Origin of the sequence: Pantoea sp. AG1095, assembly GCF_003208415.1 — a bacterium.
In the GTDB taxonomy this organism is placed as follows: domain Bacteria; phylum Pseudomonadota; class Gammaproteobacteria; order Enterobacterales; family Enterobacteriaceae; genus Pantoea; species Pantoea leporis.
Window position 1 is genome coordinate 173368 of record NZ_QKMJ01000005.1, and the last position, 22930, is coordinate 196297.

A 22930-nucleotide genomic window follows, 5' to 3' on the forward strand; every position below is an offset into this window, starting at 1 on the left:
TTTCCTTGATGATGATTTAAAATTAACTGAGGCGACTTAATCAATCCTCAGTTAATAAAAAAATCATTACGGCTTAACCTGATAGCTTTGCCATTCAGGAGCGTGCATTAGTACTGCACTTCGATTTTGTTTATGCCATATTGGCTGGGAATTACCCATATAGAAAAAATGAGATGTAGCATCATTAAATGGTTTTTCACTAAATTTTCCACTCTTCGTGTAAACGACAATGTAGTCTCCTGCTCGCACCGGTTTGTCTGGGAACCAAAATGTTTCATACACTCCAGTGTTGACCACTTCACCCTCAAATCCTGTTTGTAGTAATACGAACTGACCGATGTCACATGCGCTCTCAACTCGTATAACTAGCCTTTCTTTTTCTAAGTTACCAGGTTCACGTATGGCGGTGATATTAACTTTCATGGCTTAACCACCTTAGCAACCACTCCTGCTATAGCAAGAACGCCTCCAAAAATTAATGCCAGTATTGAAACTGTTGGTTGAGCTCCCCAGTTTGAGGCTGCGTATCCAAGTGCAGAGCCAGATAATAAAAAACAAGTTACGTGCATTATTTCAAGCGATACTTTTGCTTTGAACCTTTCCTCCAACACACCAACGCGTTTGTCGCAACTATGAAATTTTTCTCTAACCAAACGAAGATTATCACACTCACTGTCTAATCTTTCTAACTCATCCAGTAACATACGCTGTACTGACGCAGAAGTTAGCTCATCATCCGTTAGTTCTCTACGAAGGTTTGAGAATGATCTTCTCCCAGAGTTTCCTTTCGGTGTATTTGTCGCGGGTAATGCCGCTACGTTTTCAGAAGGCTCTACATCTGGTTGTTGCACATTTTCCTTTGCCACGCTTTTTCTCCCAGTTGTAAATTTTGAGAAGCACAATTTCGCTACGTTTCTTGCCGCTAATGTGTGTTGCCCAATAGGATTATGATGCTGGATAGAATAGCCCTAACCATAAATGAATCAAGTAGCATAAACTTTTAGAATAAGGTTGCCGTAACATTAATTCATTGAGCTCCCTTTAGCCGTATATGGCTTATGACAAATGGCAGCAAAGTGGCAGCAGAGCGCAACGCTATGCGCCACTTTTCATCGCTATTCGGCCTAAAGAAAATATAAAAATCAGTAAGTTGCTGATTTCACTCGTTTCAAAATGGGACTCATAATCGCTTGGTCGCTGGTTCAAACCCAGCAGGGGCCACCAAATTTAGCGATGAAAATCATGCAGTTAAGCCACCTTTTGAGGTGGCTTTTTTGTTTGTCATTCATAGTGGCGATCAAATGGCGATACGTTTTCTAAAGCACATCTAAATATCAATCACGCTCCAACTCATTCACCTGCCACCGCACCGAACTTACGCCCTTCTCCAGACTGATGCGGCTCACCAGGCTTTCCAGCTGATCGGTTAACGTGGGATTGCCAATCACCTCAGCATTCACCTCCATGCGATGCGGCGGATCCAAATCCTCACTGTGCAGTGATTGCAGGCGCAATCCGCTGCCGCCCAGCGTGTGCAGCATTAGGCTGCGAACCTGAACCTCATCCTGCGCGAGGCAGATGATTTGTACTTTGTAGTGTTGCATCGCTTCGGCTGCTGAGACGATGGTTTGGCGGTTGATACCCAAGGCCAGTTCACGCAGCAGTATATTCGCGCACAGGATCACCATGCAGCCGAGGGCCGCCTCCAGCAGCAATCCCATGCTGCACAGCACGCCAATGGCGGCGGTGCACCACAAGGTGGCGGCGGTATTCAATCCGCGGATGTTCAAGCCATCGCGCATGATGACTCCGCCGCCGAGGAAACCGATACCGGAAACCACATAAGCCGCAACGCGTGACGCATCCGTAGCGATGCCGGGCACGCTTTGTGTCATCAGAACGAAGAGACAAGCGCCAGTGCTCACCAGCGCATTGGTGCGTAATCCAGTCATGCGTTGACGTAGTTGGCGCTCACTGCCGATCAGCGCGCCCAAAACCAGCGCGACGGTGACGCGCAGTAAAAAGATTTTCCAATCCATGATAGACCTCAATCCGCAGCTTTCTATTTGCGGAACAACAGGTTAATAAATGGATTACAGACAGTGCAAATACCGCTGGGAACCAGCCGCATTGTGCTTATGAAAAGGGGTGATTCTGGAAGGAAATTCACCGTCTTAACGCGCAGTTAAGACAGCGTGAAGGCTATCTTACCGCGAGGTCCTGCTGTAATCGTTTGGGACTTGTGTCCAATGCCGTTCTCCTCTTGGGTAAAAATCCGCCGCGATTCTAAAGTGACTTACGCAGCGTTGCCAACTCAAATAGCCCGTTCGTTTACGTTGGGTTAAAACAAAAAACCCGCCGAAGCGGGTGTATGGAATTGTTATCGCCCCGTCGTTAGCCAACGACTTAGCGTGCCCGAGTTAGCATATCCGCTGATAATGGCGGCATAGCTATCGAAACGGTTGCTGACTTCACTAACCTGGTTGTTGTACAGATCGCTTTCTGCGCTCAATACATCCAGCAATGAACGGCGGCCTAAGTGATACCACTGATCAAAGAAGTCCTTACGAATCCGATCGGATTCCACAATCAGGTTTTTGTAAAGCACGGCGCGTTCCGCTGTTGAGTGGGCATTCTGGTTGGCAGCACGCACACGATTTTCCAGATCGCGGCGTTGCTCCTGCACCTGCTGACGACTCGCTTCGGCACGTTTAATCGCCGCAATTTCCTGGGCGTTGGTTGAACCGCCGCGGAATAAGCCCCAGCTAACGTTCAGGCCGGTTTGCCATGCCTGTTGTCGTCCGAGCTGATCTTCACGGGTGTTTTTGCTTACCGTCCAGTTGAGCTTTGGCAGGCCAGAAGCTTTGATTGCCTCCGCCTCTTTAAAGGCTGCTCGCTCCTCAGCGCTGGCGCGCAAGATCAGAGGATGGACATCCAAACTCGTCAGTTGGCGGTTTAAATCACCAAAGGAAAGCGCCCACTTATCGCTGGCTGGTAACGTCACGCGGTTGTTGCCCATCAGGCGATTCAGAGTGATTTCAACATCCCGCGCGCGAGACTCGGCATTTTCCAGGTAGCTTTGCGCTTGCAGTAAGCGCCCTTTTGCCTGCGTCAGTTCACTGCGACGTCCAGTATCTGACTGAACAATACCGCTGAGCATTTTGGTCAGCTCCGCCATACGCGCCAAATACTGCTTACTGATGGTGATGACGTGCTGCTGTTTATTCCACTCAATCAAGGCGTTACTTACCTGCATCGCCAAATCTTCTCGCTGTGCCTGCACCGACTGTAAGGCTGACTTAACGCGCTCTTCGCGACTTTCAATGGTGCGACTGGTTTGGCCAAAGTCGATTAGATTAGCCGCTACTGAAACACCTAAAGACGGCATATTCCCCTGGTATTCATAATTTTTAGTTCCACCACCAAACTCTTTGGTTGCCGAAGCGGCGCTTACATCAACTTGTGGCCAGCGCTGACCTTTCGCTTCATCCACGCTGGCTTCAGCCGCATCACCCTGAGCGATATAGGACTTCAGCGCCGGGCTGATTCGCCAGGTGATACGCGCAGCTGAGAGAAACTTTTGCCGTATTTCACTCTCGGCAACTGTTTCATTAACTCCGCCGCTTAACGTAACGGGTGAAGTCGTTTCTGCCGCTGTAGTCGCTGCTGGAGGGCTAACATAACTAAAATCTGCCTTAGCGGTTTCAGCTGGAGCATAGGTTTTCGTTGCTGCCGCCTGCTGCTGACTCACATTTCGCGACGGTTGCATCGGGTTAAACGGCTGTGGTTCAGGGCGACGCTGATCCTCCGTCAGGAAACCTCCGCCCTGAATTTCAGCATGCTGGCTGGTTTTCGCGCTGATCTGTGCAGGACGTTCGGCGGCTTCGCGCTGGTGCGGCGCTTCTGCTATTGGGGCCGGTACGATTGGCGCAACTGACGGCTGAACCCGCGGAGTAATCGCGACCTCCGGTATCTGTCTTTCAACAAACAGCGGCGCTGGCGCAGTGAACGTTAGTTGCGCAACCTTTGCCGCAGGTGTCGTTGGAGCAGATGCAGGCGCCATAGAACCTTGCAAACGTTGCGTTCGCACCGGCGCTGCCGCAGGAGCGACAGGACGCTGGCCGCTCATTTCCGCAAACATCATCAACTCACTGGTGGAATCCGCCATCACGTTAACCGCGGGCGCCATCACAACGGCAATACAAACGGCAAGCAGAGAGAGATGACGCGCCTGTGCATGGCGCATCTTGTTATTATTTTTCATGATTATTAACGCTCGCGGAATGCTTCTTTAGCTTTCAGGACCGGCTTCAGCAGGTAATCGAGAATGGTTTTCTCTCCCGTGCGCACCTCGACGGTAGCGATCATGCCGGGAATGATAGGCAGCTCTTTGTTACCTGCGTGCAGCGTGCTTTTATCCGTCAGGATCAGTACGCGATAGTAGGTATCATCCGGGCGTCCACTGGCGGCTTTTTGATCGTCTTTTAAGGTATCCGGACTGATATACTCCACGTGCCCATCAAGCCCGCCGTAAATGGCAAAGTCATAGGCGGTGATTTTCACCTTGGCCGGTAAGCCTGGACGCAGGAAGGCGACATCCGACGGACGGATTTTTCCCTCCACCAGCAACTGCTCTTCCAGCGGAACGATTTCAAGGATGTGCTCACCCGGCTGAATAACCCCGCCAATGGTGTTAACGCGTACGTTTTTCACCGTGCCGCGCACCGGTGCGACGATCGTGGTGCGATCAACAATATCGGCACGACCAATCAGGTTTTCGCTAACCTGGCTCAGTTCTAATTCCAGGCGTCCCAGCTCAGTGTGGGCATCTGATTGATAGCGGTTACGACGTTCGACGATTTGCGCCTGAATGTCATTTGCCTGACGCTGCATACGCAGTAGTTCGACTTCCGACAAGAGACCTTTGGCCGCTAACGGCTCAGCCAGATGAATCTCGCGCATCGAAAGTGCGTAACTGCGTTGCAATGAGTTGATGCTGTCACTTAGCGCACGTTTGCGCGATTCATAAGCTTTAGTTTCCTGCGCCACAACGGCGGGATCGCTCTGTACCTGCTCATCAAACGCCAGTGGCAATGAATAAGCTTCAGCACGTAAGCGTGCAATGCTGCCCTTCAGACCCACCACTTTACTCAGTACTTCGCGATAGCTGGATTGCGCACGCGTTGGGTCAATTTTCAGTAACACATCACCGCGATCTACAACCGTACCTTCACGCACATTCATCTCTGCCAGAATGCCGCCTTCCAGGCTTTGAATAACCTGTTCACGGCTGCGTGAGATGACCTTGCCATCACCTTTAGTGATCTCTTCCACTCGTGCGTAATTGGCCCAGGTAAGGCCACCAACTAACACCGCGATGATGATCCACATCACTAGCTTGGAACCCGGCGTGGTTTGCGACAGCAGAGAAGCCTGCACGTCATTCATAAATTCGGCATCAGCAGCAGACATACCTTTCTCGCTCTTACGCCATGACATTAACTTGCTCATACTGCGGCCTCCTCTGCTGCTGCTTGCTTCGGCGCTGAATCGTTAGCGGGAGCTGGCGCACGTACCGCCGGTTCAACCGCCTGACGCGGCTGTTTGCGGGCTTTATTTTTTCCTTCTAAAGCGGCAAGCACCTGATCTTTCGGGCCATCCGCCACCACTTTGCCTTCTTCCACCACGATGATGCGATCGACCAATGCCAGAATGGATGGACGATGCGTCACCACAATCAGCGTGTGTCCTTCACTGGCGCGACGTAAATGCGCGAGGAATTGGTTTTCCGTCATGCTATCCATGGCGCTGGTTGGCTCATCCATCAGCAGCACTTTAGGACGGGTGAGCAGCGTTCGCGCCAGAGAAACCAGCTGACGCTGACCGCCAGACAAGCCTTCGCCGCCCTCGCCAACCGTTAAATTGATACCACTTGGATGGCGTGCCGCAACGTGGTCCAAACCGGTCAGATTCAGCACGCGCAGCAGCTCATTGGCGGTGGCGTCCGGGCGCCCAATCATTACGTTTTCGCGCAGCGTGCCGTAGAACAGACGCGCATCCTGACCGACAAAGCCAACAGCCTTGCGCCAGTCCGCCGGATCAATCTGGTTAACATCCAGACCATCGGCCGAAAGCTGACCTTTCACCGGTTGGTAAAGGCGCGCCATCACACGTAATAAGGTGGATTTGCCGCTACCGATGCGGCCAAGAATCGCGACGCGTTCCCCGGCTTTAATGCTCAACGAGATATCTTTAAGGATCTCCGGGTTGGGCTTCATTGGCGGTGCCGGATAGGAGAAGTTGACGTTGGTCAGCGTGATCTCACCACTCAACGGCGGATCGGTGAGATAGGTTTTGCTGCTGTCACGATCAATAGGCATCTCCATCAGCTTGTTGAGTGACGTTAGCGCCGCTTTTGCCTGCTGATAACGTACAGCCAGGCCAATAACCTGACCGAGCGGGCCAGTCGCGCGGCTGGCAAGCATCACGGTGGCGATCATCGCACCCATGGTGAACGTGCCTTCATTGATCAGATAAACACCGGCCACCACCAACATCACCGTCTGAAACTGCTGCAGGAACGTCACCACGCCGGTTGCCAGCGTTGAGTAGCGTTTTGATTTCATCGAGTTAGCGGATTGCAGTGCACTGAAATTTTCCCAGCGACGCTGCATGTGTGCTTCACCGCCCACTGCTTTCAGCGTTTCCATACCTTCAACTGATTCAATCAGCACGCCTTGTTTGAGTGAGGCGTCACGCAAGTTCTCTTTCATAATGCGCGCCAGCGGCCACTGGATCGCGGCACTGACGATGATGATCAATGGGATCATCATCAGTGGAATGATCGCCAGCGGACCGCTGATAAAGAAGATCACACCCACAAACATCAGAATGAAAGGAAGATCGGAAATTGCCGCCAGCGTGGCAGATGCCACGAAGTCACGTACCGATTCATACTCACGAATCTGGTTGGCGAAGGTACCGGAGGAAGCGGGTTTGTGTTCCATCTGGATAGAAAGTGCCTGACGGAACAGCATACTGCCGAGCACTAAATCGGCCTTTTTACCCGCCATATCCAGCAGATGCGCGCGTACGAAGCGGGTAACGGCTTCGAAGATCATCGCAATGGTCACGCCAATCGCCAGTGACCACAGCGTCACGAAGGCCTGGTTCGGCACCACACGGTCATAGACGTTCATGGTGAAGAAGATGCTGGAAAGACCGAGAACGTTGATCAATACCGCCGCAATCGCGGCACTGCGGTAATAGCGGCGATAGCGCCACAGTGTGGTGAACAGCCAATGGCCTTTTACTTCCGGCAGCATTTCACTGGCACGCTCATCGACCACAGCAGTGGGTTTCGCCATGACGGCGAAGCCCGCGTAGATCTCATTCAGCTCGGCCAGATTCATCTCAACGGCTGAAGCGCTGACTTCTGGCATCACCAGTTGGAAGCGCAATTCGCGTTGATTTTCCTCATTAGTGTGAATGCGGCGCGACAGCACAATGCAACCGCCGCCCCCTTTGCGCAGCAGAATCATCGGCATCAACTGCTCCGGCAGATCCTGCAGACGACGCTCAACCATGCCGCCGGTAATGCCGGCGTTTTCGAGCGCTGTCATGGCCTGTGATGGTGAGAGCAATGTCGCTTTTGGCAAACCTGCCACCAGCGCTTCTTCACTTTTCTCGCGTTTGTAGTGTTTGCAGATCCAAGCCACGCTTTTTAACAGCGTGTCATCTACCGTGGTTTCAATACGAGCAACAGAACGCGCATCCTGCTCCACAGCATCCTGCTTCTGGTCGACCATTTCCCGACTCCTGTAAACCTGACAAAAAAACGGTGAGCACATTGCCCACCGTTGCACCTGTTTGAATTGGGAAAATTCTGACAGAAGGCAGGTTTTGAGCAGTCCAAGACTTGTCTCAAACGGTTAGGAATAATTGTTTAAACTCGTGATTGCAGGCACGGAGGCGGGCTTTTTGCACTGCCTGGCGCAGAAAAATGCAAGGCTGTTGATGCTCGTCCTGGGCGTGTTATCTTACTGGCTCGCTTTATCGCAATCGGACAAATAGCAATGGTAAAACAGCGCGTAGGGATCGTGTTTGGCGGCAAATCGGCCGAGCATGAGGTGTCATTACAATCAGCCAAAAACATCCTCGAAGCCATCGATAAGAGCAAGTACGAGGTGGTGTTGCTGGGAATCGATAAACAGGGTGAATGGCATCTCAATGATGCTTCGGGATACTTGCTCAACGCTGAGAACCCGAAGCTGATTGCGCTTAATCGTTCAGGTGAAAATGTCGCGCTGGTTCCGGGCAGTTCTTCCCAGCAGCTGATTACCCGTCAGCAGGCGCAGCCGTTGTCACAGCTGGATGTCATTTTCCCCATCGTGCACGGCACGCTGGGTGAAGATGGTTCGCTACAGGGCTTATTGCGTATGGCGAATCTGCCGTTTGTCGGCTCTGACGTGCTCGGGTCTGCCGTCAGCATGGACAAAGATTTTACCAAGCGGCTGCTGCGTGATGCCGGACTGAACGTTGCCCCCTGGCTGAGCGTGACGCAGGCACAGCGAGCGAACATTGATGCTGAGGCCGTGATTGCACGCTTTGGCCTGCCGCTGTTTATCAAACCGGCTAACCAGGGATCGTCCGTTGGCGTGAGCAAAGTCGAGAGCCCTGAAGCGTTCGATGCCGCGCTGGATCTCGCCTTTACGTTTGATCGCAAGGTCTTGATCGAGCAAGGGATTAAGGGGCGCGAGATTGAATGTGCCGTGCTGGGCAACGATACGCCAGAAGCCAGCCCGTGCGGCGAAGTGGTGGTGCATGATGCCTTCTACTCATACGACACCAAATACATCAGCGAAAGCGGTGCGCAAGTGGTGGTGCCAGCGGCAATCAGCGATGAAGCCAGCGAGGCGATTCGTCAGGTGGCAATTACTGCGTTTCAGGCGCTGGAGTGTTTTGGCATGGCGCGTGTTGACGTGTTCCTGACGGATAGCGGTGAGATCATTGTCAATGAAGTGAATACTTTGCCAGGTTTTACCAATATCAGCATGTATCCGAAGTTATGGCAGGCAGCGGGTTTGAGCTACAGCGATCTGATTTCCCGTCTGATTGAGCTGGCTCAGCAGCGTCACCAGCAAACCAGCCAACTGAAAAGTAGCGTTTGAATCGCCATGACGTGGCTCAGGCCACGTCATTCATCATGCTGCGCGGCTCCATCGCCGGTGAGGTTTGATTACGGCCATTGCGTTTGGAAAGATAAAGATTCTTATCCGCCGCTGACACTAAGCGATTGATCACGCTTGGCCATTCACGTTCGTTCTGCGCACTGCCGCGCGCCAGACCTAAACTGGCAGTTACCGTCACCGTGTTGCCCTGAATCCAGAACTTCTCTTTGACCATCGCCTGACGTACCGTTTCGGCGAGTTGGTAAAGCTGGCTATGGCTACAATCGAACATCACCATCACAAACTCTTCGCCACCAAAGCGACACACCATGCCACGATTGCCAACCACGCGCTGAATGCGCCGCGCAATCTCTTCCAGCACGCAATCACCGGCATCGTGGCCAAAATTGTCGTTGATGGCTTTGAAATAGTCGACATCAAGCATAATAACGCCTGCTTCCCGTTGTAGCGAGAAAGGTTCATTTCTTAAGCTTTCATACAGACCGGAACGGGACAGCAACTGGGTGAGAAAATCAAAATTAGCGCGGAGTGCAAGGCGATGATTTAACTGGCGAATGGCATCCATGCTCACCGCCACCAGCAGCGGGCTGAGCGCAACGGTGGCGACGCCAAGGCGTGCCGAGGTGAGATGGCTAATCGGTAGCAGTGCATCGTCTCCCTGGATGTTCATCACACCATGCGACACCAGCACAATCTCCGTGATACCGGTTATCAGGATCACTAAACTAGTCAATGGAATCGGTAACACAATGGCGCACCAGATCAGCGCAGGAACCGGGAATGTCAGGCTACCGGCCCCGCCAATTAGTGCCCCAACAGTCAGCGATAGAATCACCGCCGCCAGCGGCAGCAATTTGCCGGGATGCATTAAGGTGCGCGGTGAAACCGTTCGCAGCGGGCGTGCCAGCATCACCGGCAGCAGCATCAGCGAAGTAGAGAACTGTTCGCTGAACCAGTCGCTCCACGCCACAATAAAGCGCGCATTGAAATCAATATCCTGTGCCCACGCGCCCCAGGTTGCACAAGCCGCCGCGCCAAGAAAACAGGCGGGAAAAATGCGCATGGCATTGAACACCTGGCTGTGGGCGGAAGGACGTTGCAGATGTTTGATCAGCATGCTAACCGCGACGAGAATAAACAGAATGTTGGCAAAATTGACGGTAAACGCTGGCAGCGCCCAGCCGGAAAATACCGTGTCGTTAAAAATCATCGCACTGAAGCACACCAGATAGCTGGAGGTAGTGTGCAAAAACGGATTCCTCACTATTAATCCCGCCACCAGCGCATTCACCGGCCAGAATAGTGAGAACTCTTCAGGGATGCGTAAATGGCTGCCGATAAAGCAGAAAAACAGCGTAATGAAGAACAGCGTGAGGGCATTCTTTTTAAAATTATTCTCTTCAAACAGCATAACGCGCATACGTCTGAACCCTGTAACCTGGAAAGTGCCTGCATCAACCCTAAGCATCAGCAAGCATTAAACCGGAAATACCCGTGCGATGATTCGGTAATTAAGCAAGTGTTCGTCATCCTACTCTGCGGCTGGGCGGCGCTCACCTGCCATAAAAAGCAGCGTCGCGCCTAATGGCATTGTGGAAACGCCAGAGACAAAGGATAAAACTTGTGGCAATTATGCCCTGTAAATAAAAAAATCGGCTATCCGAGATATCCGATTTTTAGTTTTAAAAACGGTTGTTCCAGCACTGACTTATGGCTATTTCACCGCAACAGGCCATTGACTCAGACGAATGCCACGTTCACGTGCGTTTTCACCAAAGTCTTTTAGCACCGCTTTAACGTCGGGATCCATATATTGGGCATTGCCGTGCTCAGCAATCACCACGCTGTTTTCAGGAATCTCCGCCAGCAATCCCTGCAGCTTTGGATTGTGCATAAAGGTCAGATTTTGCTGCAGGCGTAAAACGTAGTGATCGTCATGTCGCGTAAGCTGCAAGGCGTTGCGATGGCTTTTATAGATGCTGTAGAGGATTTGCGTAGCGATGCCAATTCCGATGCCGGCCAGCATGCCAAACACAATAATGCCGCCAATGGTGGCAAGGAATGGCACATATTGCTGCGGTCCCATGCGCATCTGCTCAATGAACAGGCGCGGCGTGGCCAGCTTATAGCCGGTATAAAGCAGCACCGCCGCAAGGCTGGCAAGGGGAATCGCGTTAAGCAGATTACTGAACCACAGGCCGCAGATTAACAGCAGCACACCATGAATCAGAATCGACAGTTTGGTTTGCGCGCCAACGCTGACGTTCACCGAACTGCGCACAATCACTGCAGTAATCGGCATCGCGCCAAGGAAACCAGCGGTCAGGTTACCAATGCCCTGCGCAAACATCTCTTTGTTGGGTGAAGGTGCAGGATGTTGCGGACGCAGTTTCTTCAGCGCTTCCTGGCTGAGCAGCGTTTCAAGGCTCGCGACCAGCGCCAGCGTGATCGCCACCATCCACACCGCAGGATTCTGCCACGCTTGCCAGTCTGGCGTTTCAAGTTCAGCCACCAGCGCCGACATGCTGTCGAACGCGGGCAGCGCGATACGCGGCAAGCCATCAGCTAACGCTGGAAACAGGCGATCGCCAAACACCGTCGCCGCACAGCCCACCAGCACCGCTACCAGCGGACCGGGCATCCAGCTCAGCACTTTAACTGCCTTGATCAGCGGCGTGGTCCACAGCCATAAAATAGCCAATCCCACGCCAGCAACCAGCATCGCGCTGCTGGAAAAATGAAATTCCCCGTTTACCAGCGACAACAGCTCAACATCGCCCGCCGCGCCGAATGCTACCGGAATTTGCTGCATAATCAGCAAAATACCAATCGCCGCCAGCATGCCTTTAATCACGCTGCTCGGGACTAAGGCGATAAAACGTCCTGCACGCAGTAAGCCAAACAGGCACTGCAACGCACCCGCCAGAATCAGCGCGGTGAGAAAGGCGGAAAAGCTGCCTAGTGTGGCGATCGATGCGACCACAATCGTTACCAATCCCGCCGCCGGACCACTAACCGCAAAACGCGAGGGGCTCAGCGCAGTCACCAGCAACCCACCAATCACGCCGGTGAGCAGACCCGCAAAGGGCGGCAATCCACTCGCCTGCGCGATGCCAAGACAGAGCGGCAGCGCGACCAGAAACACCACCAAACCAGCCGGAATATCCTGACGAAGCGTGCTTAAATTCATGGCGTTGATTCCTCTGCAAATGGCTGAATTAACCGCGCGCGGCGCCGCAAAGCCAGAGTACGATTTATCACTAATAAGGGTTTCAGGGTCATCACAATAATCTTCTCTCAACATTTAAAAAGATCGCTTTCAGGCAGATAGCGACGTCATTAAACGCGGCTATGGAGAACCATTGAGGATGAAAGCAGAACTTCCTCACAAAAATAGTTTATAGACGCTTAAGCATTACCTTGCATCATGAATATTTCTGACGTCGACAAAACGAATCTTTTTGTAAACAAAACTTCAATAAACGTATGAATCAGGTAAGTTTATGCAAGGTGCGGAATGATGAGCAGGATCGATAAAAAGCATTATTAACAATTAAATAAGAGCGATTTTAAATGTGATATTTTCGGTGCAATTACAAAAAAATACACGCAAAAATTATATGCCATTTTAGCGACGCTATAATTTAATCCTTATGAGCTGGGAGAATTCCTAATTAAAAAATTTATGATTAGTGCGATTCACTGCCATTCAGCAAATAAGACAAGATATTTCGCTATTCAGTTGCCATGAATTTAGTAAGAGATCAGGAAAACAGTGAGGGGAATAATAGTTACGGAGTTATGTAAATATTGATGGACCTGAAAAGGACATGAATGCGCCTGCCTAAGCAGACGCTATTTTACCTGACAAATTATTTACCGTTCCACGCTTTCATACGCGCTTCACGCACCTGCAGTTGCTGCTCAGGCGTGAGTTTGTTGTAGTTTTCCGCCATGCCACTTTCCCAGTCGCCATACAGCGGGTTCGGTAACACGATGAATTGGGTGCCAAAACGCTGATGATTAAGGCTAACGAACTGCTGACGCTGCGCATTTCCCTGATGCCAGGTTGAACCGCCAAAGTCATTCAGGTTGTCGCCCACATACAGCACCACGTTGTAACCGGCATTCTTCACCGCGTCGAAGCGCTCTTGCTTATTAGAATTGCCGGTGCTCAAGCGCACCGTTTTCTCGCTCACGCCGCTGAAGCCCAGCTTATTCAGGTTCTCCACCGTTGCGGCAAAATCTTTTTGGTCGCGGTTGGAGATATAGAACATAGTGCCGCCGTGGCTGTTGACGTAGTTGGCAAACTCCACTGCGCCCGGAACGGCCGTTGCCTGACGCGCCTGCGTCCACGCTGACCAGGTTTTACCCGAGAAGGGCTGGCCGTTTTTCGCCTGCCACGCGCTGTAGGCGCTGTTATCAATCATCGTTTCATCTAAATCGACGATAACCGCTTTCGGTTTACCCGCCAGCGATGGCGCCTGATCGAAGGCCATGCGCGCGCTGTTAAATGCCTGCCAACTCAATGCCTGATATTCGCCGGATTGCTGGAACCAGTTTACTGCCAGCACCGATTGCTGGCCGAGCTGCTGCTGAGCCTGCTGTTTAGAAGGCTGCGCACAACCGGTTAATGCCAGCGCCATTAAGCCGGATGCCGCCAGCAAGGTGGTTTTCTTCATCATTTCATCCTTAAGTGATTAGGGTCAGTTTTTGTAAAGCTTTAAAAATGTAGCAGTTAACGTAAGCTGTGGGCAGCAGAAAGCAGCGGTTTGGTGAGAGGAGACACTTATGGTACAGCACCCCCACAGCGGTCCACGATCAAGACTATTGGATGACTTTTCCTGGCTGGAATACGCCTTTCAGCCGGCTGGCCAGCCCGTTCCGGCAGAGGCGGCTTATGGTCAACAGCGTCACAGCGCCAATGTGTTGCTGGCAAGCCAAAACATCCCGCCTAAGCGTTGCGAATCGGATGGCTTGATTGGCGAAGATCATCTGCCGGTCGCGGTGTATACCGCCGATTGTCTGCCGGTGTTATTTGCCGACCCGCAACAACAGCAGGTTGCGGCGGTGCACGCCGGATTAAAAGGCACGCTCGGTGGTGTATTGAACAACGCGATTGATCGTCTGCTAGAGCGCGGCGCCAGCCGTGAAACGCTGCGTGTGGTAATCGGTCCAGCGATCGGGCCGTGCTGCTATGAACTGGGTAACGATCTGGTGACACATATGCAGGATCGTCACGATCTTCCGCCGTTACCCTACTCCACCCAGCAGCCGCACAACGCACAAGCGATCCGTCCGCAGGCGCGGGCCCAGCAGGATGGAATCTGGTTTGATCTGCCTAACCTGGCGCGAGGCTTGTTGTTACAGCGGGGAGTGGTGGCGGAACATATTGAAGTGCTGAACGTCTGTACCTACTGCATGGCGGAATCGGGTGCCAGCTATCGCTACAACACCCATTTTGACAGCGGCTATCAGTCACGTTTCTCGTGGATCCGCACGCGCGGTTAAGGGCTTCACATCCTTGTGAAGCTTTATCGATCAGTGAATTATGGCATTGAGCGCCAACACGCCGGCTAAACCGAGAATCGAGATTAACGTTTCCATCACCGTCCAGGTTTTCAGGGTTTCCACCACGCTCAGGTTGAAGTAGCCCTTGAACAGCCAGAAGCCGGGATCGTTCACGTGTGAAGCGATCACGCTACCGGAACCCACCGCCAGTACCATCAAGGCCGGATCGGCATGCGTGGCAGCGATAATTGGCGTCACAATACCGGCGGTGGTGATCGCCGCCACCGTGGCTGAACCCAGCGCCACGCGCAGCATTGCCGCAACCGTCCAGCACATCAGCAGCGGTGACAGTGACGATCCCTTCATCATATCGGCGATGTAGTTACCCACGCCGCTATCCACCAGCACCTGTTTAAATGCACCGCCGCCCGCGATGATAAAGATGATCATGGCGATGGCGGCAATCGACTCGCCGCACATATCCATCACTTCTTCCATCTTACGGCCATTGCGCAGCCCCAACGTCAGCACCGCTATCACCACCGCGATAAACAGCGCCACTGCCGGATTACCGATGAATTCGAAGAACTGACGCAGCGCGTTCTCTTTCGGCGTGGTCAACTCGAAGACGGCGGCAATCGCCATCAGCACCACCGGAATCACTGCGGCAAAAATACTGATGCCGAAGCCTGGCATCTCCTCTTCCGTGAAGATTTTTGGGTTGTAGAGCCCTTCCGGCGGTGACTTCTCAAAGCTTTTAAGGAACTTCGAGAAAACCGGTCCGGCAATAATCACCGTTGGAATGGTGATGATCATGCCGTAGAGCAACGTGGTACCGAGATTGGCGCCAAAGATGGTGGCAATCGCCGTTGGGCCAGGATGCGGCGGCAGGAAGCAGTGAGTGACCGAGAGCGCGGCGACCATCGGCACGCCGACGTACAGCAGCGGCAAACCGGCAGCCGCCACGATAGTGAACACCAGCGGCAGCAACAGTACGAAGCCAACTTCATAGAACATCGCCAGGCCGACGATCAGTCCGGTCACCACCAGCGCCCATTGCAGCCGCTCTTTACCAAAAGCGGCGATCAGCGTGGTAGCCACGCGTTGTGCGGCACCGGTATCGGAAACCAGCCGCCCGAGCATGGCGCCGAAGCCGAGGATCATGGCTAATCCGCCCAGCGTCGAGCCGATACCTTTCTGGATCGAGGCCATTACATTCAGTGGCGTCATGCCTTCGGCAATACCGACCACCGCCGAGACAAACACCAAAGCAATGAAGCCATTGACCTTAAATACAATCATCAACACCAGCAGCAGTATCACACCCAGCACAATGATGGTTATTGGCATTTTTATTATCCTTAGGAATACAGAGGGGTGATTAAGGTTTAGGCGCGGCCCGATGATAATGCCAGCCGCGCCCGGTCATCACACGGCGACGCGCATGCCACCGTCAACGAACAGCAGATGCCCGTTAACGAAGTTCGATGCATTGGAAGCAAGGAACACTGCCGCGCCAATCAGCTCTTCCGGTTTGCCCCAGCGAGCGGCTGGCGTGCGCTTGGTTAGCCAGCCGGTAAAGGCAGGATCGTCAGCCAGCGCCTGAGTCATCTCCGTGACGAAATAGCCCGGCGCAATGGCGTTCACCTGAATATTGTGACGCGCCAACTCCACGCACATGCCGCGCGTCAGCATAGTCACCGCGCCTTTGGAGGCCGCGTAAGGCGTGATGGTGTCGCGCCCTAATTCGCTCTGCATCGAACCGATATTGATGATTTTACCCTGCTGACGCTCGACCATTTTTTTCGCCACAGTTTGCGAAACCAGGAATACGGCGGTCTGGTTGACCGCGATAACGTCATTCCAGTCCTGCTCCGGGAATTCAAGGAACGGCCGACGACGCTGGATGCCAGCATTATTCACCAGCACATCAATCGCGCCCCACTCCGCTTCGATCTCATCTACCGCCTGTTTTACCTGCGCCGATTGCGTGACATCAAACGCTTTAGCGTGCGCGCGTAAGCCCAACTCACGCAGCTGCGCCGCGCCCTTCTCTGCGCCTTCGTGCGTAGTGGCGTTGACGATCACTTCAGCACCGGCTTCCGCCAGGCCGCGCGCCAGCAGATATCCAATGCCGCGCGCCGAACCGGTCAGCAGCACACGCTTGCCTTCGAGGGAAAATAACTGGCTCATCACTGCTCCTTAAAAGGTTAACTGGACTTTAGCGGCACGGGTTTTATCGCCGGCAAACTGCAGCGCGGCATCGATATCCTGCAAGGCATACTCACCGCTGAACAGCGGCAACGGGTTTACCACGCCGGTGGCCAGCCATTCGACGGCGGTGTTGAATTCATGAGTAAAGCGGAAGGAACCAACCAGATTAATCTCTTTGGCAATCAGCGCCATGATCGGGAAATTGGGAATGGTGCCGCCCATGCCAACCTGCACCAGCGTACCTTTGGCGCACACCACATCGAGGCAGCGCTGCAGCGAAGAAGGATGGCCGGAGGCTTCAAACGCCACATCGAAATAGCCTTTGTCGGCAAGATAGGGCGCGAAATCGCCGTCGGCGGCATGAATCACCTCGCTTGCGCCCATCTGCTGCGCCATCTCCAGTGAACGCTCGCTGATATCGCTGCACACAATGGAGGCCGCGCCGCGCGCTTTGGCCGCCGCCGCAATCAGGCAGCCAATCGGACCCACGCCTGAGATAAACACGTGCTTGCCGGTGAGATCACCTGCCTGCTGCGTGGCGTGAATACACACCGCCAGCGGCTCAGCGAACACCATGACCGTTTCATCGGCATCCTGCGGGAACGGCACGCATTGCGCGCTATCCACCACTTTGTATTGGGTAAAACCGCCGTCAACGTGCGGCACATACATGGCGCTGCCGAAGAAGCGCATGGTGGTGCACTGGTTTTCCTGATCGCGCTGGCAATATTTGCACGCGCCGCAAGGCTTAGAGGGATTTACCGCGACTTTTTGTTGGGGTTTAAGTGCTGGATTGTCGCTCTCCACCACATAACCAATCACTTCGTGGCCCAGGATCATCGGCATTTTGATCTCAAAACTACCGACCTTGCCTTCCTGATAGTAATGCAGATCGGATCCACAAATGCCGCCACGCGTGATACGCACCAGCGTACCTTTGCCGTCCCATTTCACCTGCTGCTGCGCAACGCTGACTTGTTTTTTTCCAGTGATTACGCCGGATTGCGTTTCGATATTCATAACGTCCCCATAAGAGCTGTAGCAATGGGGGCCATCAGACCGGGTTATGCGGCTTAAAACTGTGATGAACATCACCTAAAAACATGTTACGAAAAGCTGTTACCTGGAACGTGAAGTCTGCGATGCCGAAGAGGAAACAGGCGGCCGTAAGTGGCCGCCCGTGGAGAGAATTAATAGCCTGACATCAGGTCGTGGCTGTATTTGAACAGCTCAGAATCCGAACGTAAACCGAGCTTTTTCAGCGCCGATTGTTTCTGCCCGCTCACGGTTTTACGACTGCGCTTAAACTTCACGGCAATTTGCGACACGCTCAAACCATCGAGAAAACAACGCACCACTTCAACTTCACGCGGGCTGAGGGTTTTCACCTTCTCATACATATTGCCTTTGCTGCTAAAATCGAGGCTGTCATCCAGCGACTCTTCGCTCATGACATAGAGATTTTCAACCTCGTAGGCGACTTCTTTAGACAAGAACAAACGTCCCTGCGCCACCTGACGAATCGCATGGGTAATTTCCTGCATATTGTGGCTTTTGCCAATAAAGCCTTTCACGCCTGCACTTAGCACCATTTTGACGATGGCCGGACTCTCCATTGAAGAAGAGATCAGAATTTTTTGCTGGGGATGGTGATTACGCAGTTGCTTCACCAGTGCCAAACCATCCAGTTCACGTTCACCCAGCAGGAAATCCAGTACCAGCACATCGACTACGGTACTTCTCAGCTGATTAAATAATTCATTACTTGAAGCCCAGGTACCCACCAAATGAATATCGGGCTCATGTTTCAAACACAACTCGAAAACGGTACGGACCATGGGGTGATCATCAAGGACAGCCACACGCACTTGTTTATTGTGTGCATATACCATTTGTTTATTCCTTTATTACAGCATTAACTTCGTCCAATTCTGACTGTCACACCCGCTTCAATAAATAAATGGTGTCGATTACAACAGCTGTGAAAAAAATAGCCTTCACAACATCAGAATTCTAAATCGATAGCGTCACCCTAATAGCGGTCATTTTTATATACCCCTTTTAGGTTTATATTTTTCCGTGATAGATTCTTACTTGCCTGCTCACGTAAAAGTGGGAAAAGTCTGACTTAACTCCTTAACAAGACCACATAAGAATTGTCTTGAAAGAAAAGGAGCAATCTAACTAACTGAATAAGCTAAGAAATGAACATCATATAGTGACATCGTCATCACCCACTCTCTTTCGCTAAAAATCAAATATTTGAGAATGGTCGCAAAATATTAACAATAAAAGAATAGAGCGAGCGAAAGATAATAATATCTTTATAATCCCTGGTCCTGATAGACATTAATGGATACCTTAAGAAGGCAGCGTGCTAATTAATCTTAATACTTTTCGCTTGTTGGCATTATTTTTTCTGACTTTAGTTTCATGTTCATTAATAGCATCAGAGAAAAAACTGCAATTACTGGCGCGATATGATGTAGCTCAACCTGCTTTACAACTGGCTGAACCAATCTCTTCGGAGTTTCGTCATCACGTTCTCAAAGTTGCTGTCGCTGGGCAACCACAACCGCCCCTTTTTATGGATATAGATACGCGACGATTCGAAGGCGTGAGTGCGGATTATCTCTCTCTGATTCAGAATATGCTGGATACCACAATAGAAATCCATTATTACGCCAGCCATAGCGCGGCCCAGGAAGCCGTAACCAGCGGAGAAATGCAACTATTGGCGATCTATGTAGACCCCCCCTCAGTATCAGAGCCGCAAACCTTGATCGCCAGCGACCCCTGGATGCTGGATTATGCAGCGATCGGTTTTAAGTCTGAGCAGAACGCTCCATTAAAAATTGATGAACCCAATCGCATGGCCTGGTCTGGTTCAGCGTTGATGCGTGCACATTTAGAAGAGACTTTTAAGAGCGACCTTTTAGTTCGCTTTCCTGGTTACTACGATGCTGTCGCAGCAACAGTATTTGGCCAAACAGAGCGTGTATGGGGCAATGCCGCCACACTTACGCACCTTAATCGCTTCATGTTCGCAAATGCGCTGGAAATAACCAAAGATAACCACGCTATTCCGATGAATTTCAGCTTTGGCATTAGCCCGCGTTATCCACAACTTGCCGAAGCGATTAATTTTGCCTTAACACAAATTCCTCTCTCTATTCGCATGCAGATAGCGAAGCGCTGGCAACTGGATACGTACCATGTGCTGCAGCGTAATCCGCTTGCACTCAAGCATGAAGAGGAGAAATGGCTACAGGCACACCCGCGTATTAACACCGCACTACCGCAAACCCTCGCTCCACTCAGCAGTCGCAACGGAAGCATGCCGTTTCGCGGCATGATCATTGATGTTTTAGATCTGATAGCCAACCAAAGTGGCATTACATTTAATTCAGAAGTTCAGGAAGAAAGTGGACGTAACCAAACCGATAAGCATTTTCCACATCTGTATGCGCTTGAGATGCTTACCCCGGATATGCCACCTCAGTTAATAACCCGCCCATGGCTGGTTTCACACTGGGTCATTATTCGCCATAAACGCCCTCGGAATATTATGGCTCGGGATCCTTTTCCCTTTGGCTCGGCTCTCATGCTGAACAATCGGCAGATGAAGGATTGGATGCTTCTGCATTATCCCCATCTGAACCTCGCCTATATCAACGATCCTTTGCAGGCCTTGCGTGAATTGCAGGCGCATGAAATCGATGCGGTAGTGCTGCCAAAGATTTTTGTGGATTATCTGCTCCACAACCATTACGCAGATGACCTGATTATTGAAACCACGTTGGGTGCAGACCCGGCACGTTTTGTCATGCGTGTTGAACCCGGTAATGAAACGCTGATTAGCATTCTCAATAAAGCCTTGATCGCGATTCCTCCCGAAACCATGTTCAAGTTGCTGGCACATTGGCGTCAGTCAGAGATGCCGTTCCTCAGTGCTTCATGGCAGAGTTACAAACAAGTTATCTTGCTGATCGTGTCCGTCTCGGCCGGATTGATAGCCCTTATTTTGCTGTGGAACCGTCATCTGCGGAAGGTTATTCAGCAGCGTATTCAGGCTGAAAATGCATTGAAAAATCAGCTCAATTTCACCCATACACTCTTCAATGACTCGCCCGTTGCCATGTATATCCGCGATAAACAAACCCGATTAGTGGATTGCAACAATGCCTACCTACGTTTTATGGATTTCCAGCGAGAAGATGTCATCGGTAAACGACTGTCGGATGTTCTCACTGGCAATAACGCCAGTATTCACAGTATTGAAGATGGCTATCAAAAAACCTTACTGGATGGCGAAGCCGTCATGCGCGATATACACATGGATTTTGAACAGCGGACATTCCAGCTTTATCACTGGATACTGCCGTTTCGCGATCGGCACGGTGATGTCGCAGGTGTTATTGGGGGCTGGCTGGATGTCACTGAACGCAATGCGCTGCTGCAGGAGTTACAACTCGCCAAAGATGTGGCTGATAAAGCCAACCGCTCCAAAAGTGAATTTCTTGCCAGCATGAGCCATGAAATCCGCACGCCACTGCATGCCATGATTGGCTTACTGGAGCTCGAAACTCGCTTGCAACCGGCTGATTCACTCTCAGAGAACATCCGGGTTGCGTACCATTCGGCACGCGCGTTGCTGTCATTGATTGGCGATATTCTCGATTTGTCGAAAATCGAGTCCGGCCTTTATCAACCAACGTTAGAAACGGTCTACCTTCCTGATGTTCTCGATCAAGCGGTTACGCTATTCCGTAATAAAGCAGAGATTAAGGGACTTGAACTGCGGGTAGAGATGGATATTGCTGCTTACTGGGTGAAAACAGACCCATTGATGCTGAATCAAATTCTCTCCAACCTATTGAGCAACGCCATTAAGTTTTCCGATTACGGCACTGTCACTGTCGTACTCATGCAGGGCATTGCGCAGGAGGAGGACGGTTGTGAATTCGTGATCGAAGTTAGCGATCAAGGTTGTGGCATGACGGAGGACCAACAGCACGCCATCTTCGAACCTTTTGTGCAGGTGGGCGATCGTCAGCAGCAGCAAATTGGCACCGGATTAGGATTAAGCATTTGTCGTAATCTGGCGCATCTACTGGACGGTGAGCTGATTGTGGAAAGTGCGCCAGGGGAAGGCGCGGTGTTCTCTTTTTATTTCCGTGCCTTGCCCGGTGAACCGCAGGATCAAACACAGCCTCATTTGTCGCAGCCGCTGATCTCCGACAAGCTCTCCGTGATGATCATCGATGATCACGCACCCAACCGATTACTGCTTGGGAAACAGCTTGAACTGGCCGGCCATCAAGTCATGGTGAGTGAAAGTGCGGCAGAAGCACTGACGTTATGGCAGCAGGATCCATTACGTTTCGACCTCATCATCACAGACTGTAATATGCCGGGCATGAACGGCTTTCAGTTCGCTGAAGCGCTGCGTCTATACGAGCATGAGCATCAGTTAACACCGATCATGCTATTCGGCCTGACTGCATCGGCTGAGCAGCATATTATGCAACGCTGCCTTCAGGCGGGAATGAACGATTGTCTTTTCAAGCCGCTGGATTTAGAGAGCTTACTTGCTCAGGTTGCACGTTGTACCCGGCGCAGCGCCATAAAACCAGAAATCCAGGCCCCGCCGGCAGCGAGTATCTCCTCTTTCCCAAAGCTGTTAACACAACTGGCCGAACAGGATAGTGAAGGTTGTCTGGTGTTACTCAATAGCATACGAACCAGCCACGAAGAGTTGTTGGTATCACTTCAGCAAACCGATGATGCCAGCGCCCTGTCACAGCTGGGTCACAAATTAAAAGGAGGAGCAGCAATGCTAAATGCTCCAAACTTGACTGAACTGGGCCGCAAGTTGGAGAAACACCGCGAGGAAGCCCTCGATCCGCAAGTGTTAATTCAGCAGATTGTCGAGGAAATGAAACGTGTTAATGAGTCCTTACAAGAATTTGAGAAACATCGCCTGAAAAAACATCAAGATTTATAGAATCATA

17 protein-coding genes are annotated in these 22930 nt (G+C 51.8%); 4 read left to right on the plus strand and 13 right to left on the minus strand.

Annotated elements, in window-relative coordinates; all coding sequences use genetic code 11:
• Positions 1 to 66: 66 nt before the first annotated feature.
• From DEU53_RS12920 to DEU53_RS12940, 6 genes are all read right to left on the minus strand, one after another.
• Positions 67 to 423 carry a hypothetical protein gene (locus DEU53_RS12920; protein WP_110867367.1) on the minus strand — a complete coding sequence of 119 codons (357 nt, stop codon included), beginning with the start codon at positions 421 to 423 and terminating at the stop codon, positions 67 to 69.
• Positions 420 to 866, minus strand: a complete 447-nt coding sequence (locus tag DEU53_RS22960) for a hypothetical protein (RefSeq protein ID WP_146222854.1) — start codon at positions 864 to 866, stop codon at positions 420 to 422. The genes DEU53_RS12920 and DEU53_RS22960 overlap by 4 nt, the downstream gene beginning before the upstream one ends.
• A gap of 468 nt (positions 867 to 1334) precedes the next feature.
• The gene (locus DEU53_RS12925; protein ID WP_110867369.1) at positions 1335 to 2039 is read right to left on the minus strand and encodes an MgtC/SapB family protein; all 705 of its coding nucleotides are present in this window, start codon (positions 2037 to 2039) and stop codon (positions 1335 to 1337) included.
• A 341-nt stretch (positions 2040 to 2380) separates the two neighbouring features.
• Complete coding sequence (locus tag DEU53_RS12930) at positions 2381 to 4264, minus strand: TolC family protein (RefSeq protein WP_110867370.1); 1884 nt, start codon at positions 4262 to 4264, stop codon at positions 2381 to 2383.
• A gap of 5 nt (positions 4265 to 4269) precedes the next feature.
• On the minus strand, positions 4270 to 5511 hold the full coding sequence (locus DEU53_RS12935; RefSeq protein ID WP_101762930.1) for an HlyD family type I secretion periplasmic adaptor subunit: 1242 nt from the start codon (positions 5509 to 5511) through the stop codon (positions 4270 to 4272).
• Complete coding sequence (locus DEU53_RS12940) at positions 5508 to 7808, minus strand: type I secretion system permease/ATPase (RefSeq protein ID WP_110867372.1); 2301 nt, start codon at positions 7806 to 7808, stop codon at positions 5508 to 5510. Before DEU53_RS12940 ends, DEU53_RS12935 begins: the two co-directional genes overlap by 4 nt.
• A 267-nt stretch (positions 7809 to 8075) precedes the next feature.
• Here DEU53_RS12940 and ddlA point away from each other — a divergent pair, with 267 nt between their 5' ends.
• A complete protein-coding gene (gene ddlA / locus DEU53_RS12945; protein WP_110867374.1) occupies positions 8076 to 9170 on the plus strand; it encodes a D-alanine--D-alanine ligase in 1095 nt (364 codons plus the stop codon).
• Positions 9171 to 9186: 16 nt separating this feature from the next.
• Here ddlA and DEU53_RS12950 read toward each other — a convergent pair whose 3' ends face one another.
• Positions 9187 to 10611, minus strand: coding sequence for a GGDEF domain-containing protein (locus tag DEU53_RS12950; protein WP_110867375.1), 1425 nt, complete (start codon positions 10609 to 10611; stop codon positions 9187 to 9189).
• Between DEU53_RS12950 and DEU53_RS23080 the strand changes: the two genes are divergently transcribed.
• Positions 10519 to 10776, plus strand: a complete 258-nt coding sequence (locus DEU53_RS23080) for a hypothetical protein (RefSeq protein WP_199559720.1) — start codon at positions 10519 to 10521, stop codon at positions 10774 to 10776. The two genes, DEU53_RS12950 and DEU53_RS23080, sit on opposite strands and share 93 nt — an antisense overlap.
• Before the next feature lie 129 nt (positions 10777 to 10905).
• On the opposite strand, the gene DEU53_RS12955 is transcribed toward DEU53_RS23080, so the two are convergent.
• Complete coding sequence (locus DEU53_RS12955; protein ID WP_110867376.1) at positions 10906 to 12381, minus strand: SulP family inorganic anion transporter; 1476 nt, start codon at positions 12379 to 12381, stop codon at positions 10906 to 10908.
• A 682-nt stretch (positions 12382 to 13063) separates the two neighbouring features.
• Entirely contained in the window at positions 13064 to 13873 is an 810-nt protein-coding gene (locus DEU53_RS12960; RefSeq protein WP_101762925.1) for a 5'-nucleotidase, lipoprotein e(P4) family, read from the minus strand.
• 109 nt (positions 13874 to 13982) lie between these two features.
• On the opposite strand from DEU53_RS12960, the gene DEU53_RS12965 reads away from it, so the two are divergent.
• Positions 13983 to 14702, plus strand: a complete 720-nt coding sequence (locus DEU53_RS12965; protein ID WP_110867378.1) for a polyphenol oxidase family protein — start codon at positions 13983 to 13985, stop codon at positions 14700 to 14702.
• A 30-nt stretch (positions 14703 to 14732) separates the two neighbouring features.
• Here the strand turns inward: DEU53_RS12965 and DEU53_RS12970 are convergent, their stop codons facing one another.
• The 4 genes from DEU53_RS12970 to DEU53_RS12985 all read right to left on the minus strand — a co-directional run bounded on the left by DEU53_RS12970 (position 14733) and on the right by DEU53_RS12985 (position 18808).
• Entirely contained in the window at positions 14733 to 16052 is a 1320-nt protein-coding gene (locus DEU53_RS12970) for a gluconate:H+ symporter (RefSeq protein WP_008103467.1), read from the minus strand.
• Between the two features lie 78 nt (positions 16053 to 16130).
• The gene (idnO, locus tag DEU53_RS12975) at positions 16131 to 16895 is read right to left on the minus strand and encodes a gluconate 5-dehydrogenase (RefSeq protein ID WP_110867379.1); all 765 of its coding nucleotides are present in this window, start codon (positions 16893 to 16895) and stop codon (positions 16131 to 16133) included.
• A gap of 9 nt (positions 16896 to 16904) precedes the next feature.
• Positions 16905 to 17936: an L-idonate 5-dehydrogenase gene (idnD, locus tag DEU53_RS12980; protein WP_110867381.1), complete on the minus strand. Its 1032-nt coding sequence runs from the start codon at positions 17934 to 17936 to the stop codon at positions 16905 to 16907.
• 170 nt (positions 17937 to 18106) lie between these two features.
• Positions 18107 to 18808 carry a response regulator transcription factor gene (locus DEU53_RS12985; protein WP_101762921.1) on the minus strand — a complete coding sequence of 234 codons (702 nt, stop codon included), beginning with the start codon at positions 18806 to 18808 and terminating at the stop codon, positions 18107 to 18109.
• Positions 18809 to 19290: 482 nt separating this feature from the next.
• Between DEU53_RS12985 and DEU53_RS12990 the strand changes: the two genes are divergently transcribed.
• The gene (locus DEU53_RS12990) at positions 19291 to 22923 is read left to right on the plus strand and encodes an ATP-binding protein (protein ID WP_110867383.1); all 3633 of its coding nucleotides are present in this window, start codon (positions 19291 to 19293) and stop codon (positions 22921 to 22923) included.
• The last annotated feature ends 7 nt before the right edge of the window (positions 22924 to 22930 follow it).

Excerpts from the sequence above, each read along its gene's own strand:
- DEU53_RS12960 (WP_101762925.1), bottom strand. The coding sequence starts at position 13,873 with ATGAAGAAAACCACCTTGCTGGCGGCATCCGGCTTAATGGCGCTGGCA.
- DEU53_RS12935 (WP_101762930.1), bottom strand. The coding sequence starts at position 5,511 with ATGAGCAAGTTAATGTCATGGCGTAAGAGCGAGAAAGGTATGTCTGCT.
- idnD (WP_110867381.1), bottom strand. The coding sequence starts at position 17,936 with ATGAATATCGAAACGCAATCCGGCGTAATCACTGGAAAAAAACAAGTC.
- DEU53_RS12965 (WP_110867378.1), top strand. The coding sequence starts at position 13,983 with ATGGTACAGCACCCCCACAGCGGTCCACGATCAAGACTATTGGATGAC.
- DEU53_RS12950 (WP_110867375.1), bottom strand. The coding sequence starts at position 10,611 with ATGCGCGTTATGCTGTTTGAAGAGAATAATTTTAAAAAGAATGCCCTC.
- DEU53_RS12940 (WP_110867372.1), bottom strand. The coding sequence starts at position 7,808 with ATGGTCGACCAGAAGCAGGATGCTGTGGAGCAGGATGCGCGTTCTGTT.
- DEU53_RS12920 (WP_110867367.1), bottom strand. The coding sequence starts at position 423 with ATGAAAGTTAATATCACCGCCATACGTGAACCTGGTAACTTAGAAAAA.
- DEU53_RS12925 (WP_110867369.1), bottom strand. The coding sequence starts at position 2,039 with ATGGATTGGAAAATCTTTTTACTGCGCGTCACCGTCGCGCTGGTTTTG.
- idnO (WP_110867379.1), bottom strand. The coding sequence starts at position 16,895 with ATGAGCCAGTTATTTTCCCTCGAAGGCAAGCGTGTGCTGCTGACCGGT.
- ddlA (WP_110867374.1), top strand. The coding sequence starts at position 8,076 with ATGGTAAAACAGCGCGTAGGGATCGTGTTTGGCGGCAAATCGGCCGAG.
- DEU53_RS23080 (WP_199559720.1), top strand. The coding sequence starts at position 10,519 with ATGGCTGCCGATAAAGCAGAAAAACAGCGTAATGAAGAACAGCGTGAG.
- DEU53_RS12970 (WP_008103467.1), bottom strand. The coding sequence starts at position 16,052 with ATGCCAATAACCATCATTGTGCTGGGTGTGATACTGCTGCTGGTGTTG.
- DEU53_RS12930 (WP_110867370.1), bottom strand. The coding sequence starts at position 4,264 with ATGAAAAATAATAACAAGATGCGCCATGCACAGGCGCGTCATCTCTCT.
- DEU53_RS12955 (WP_110867376.1), bottom strand. The coding sequence starts at position 12,381 with ATGAATTTAAGCACGCTTCGTCAGGATATTCCGGCTGGTTTGGTGGTG.
- DEU53_RS12985 (WP_101762921.1), bottom strand. The coding sequence starts at position 18,808 with ATGGTATATGCACACAATAAACAAGTGCGTGTGGCTGTCCTTGATGAT.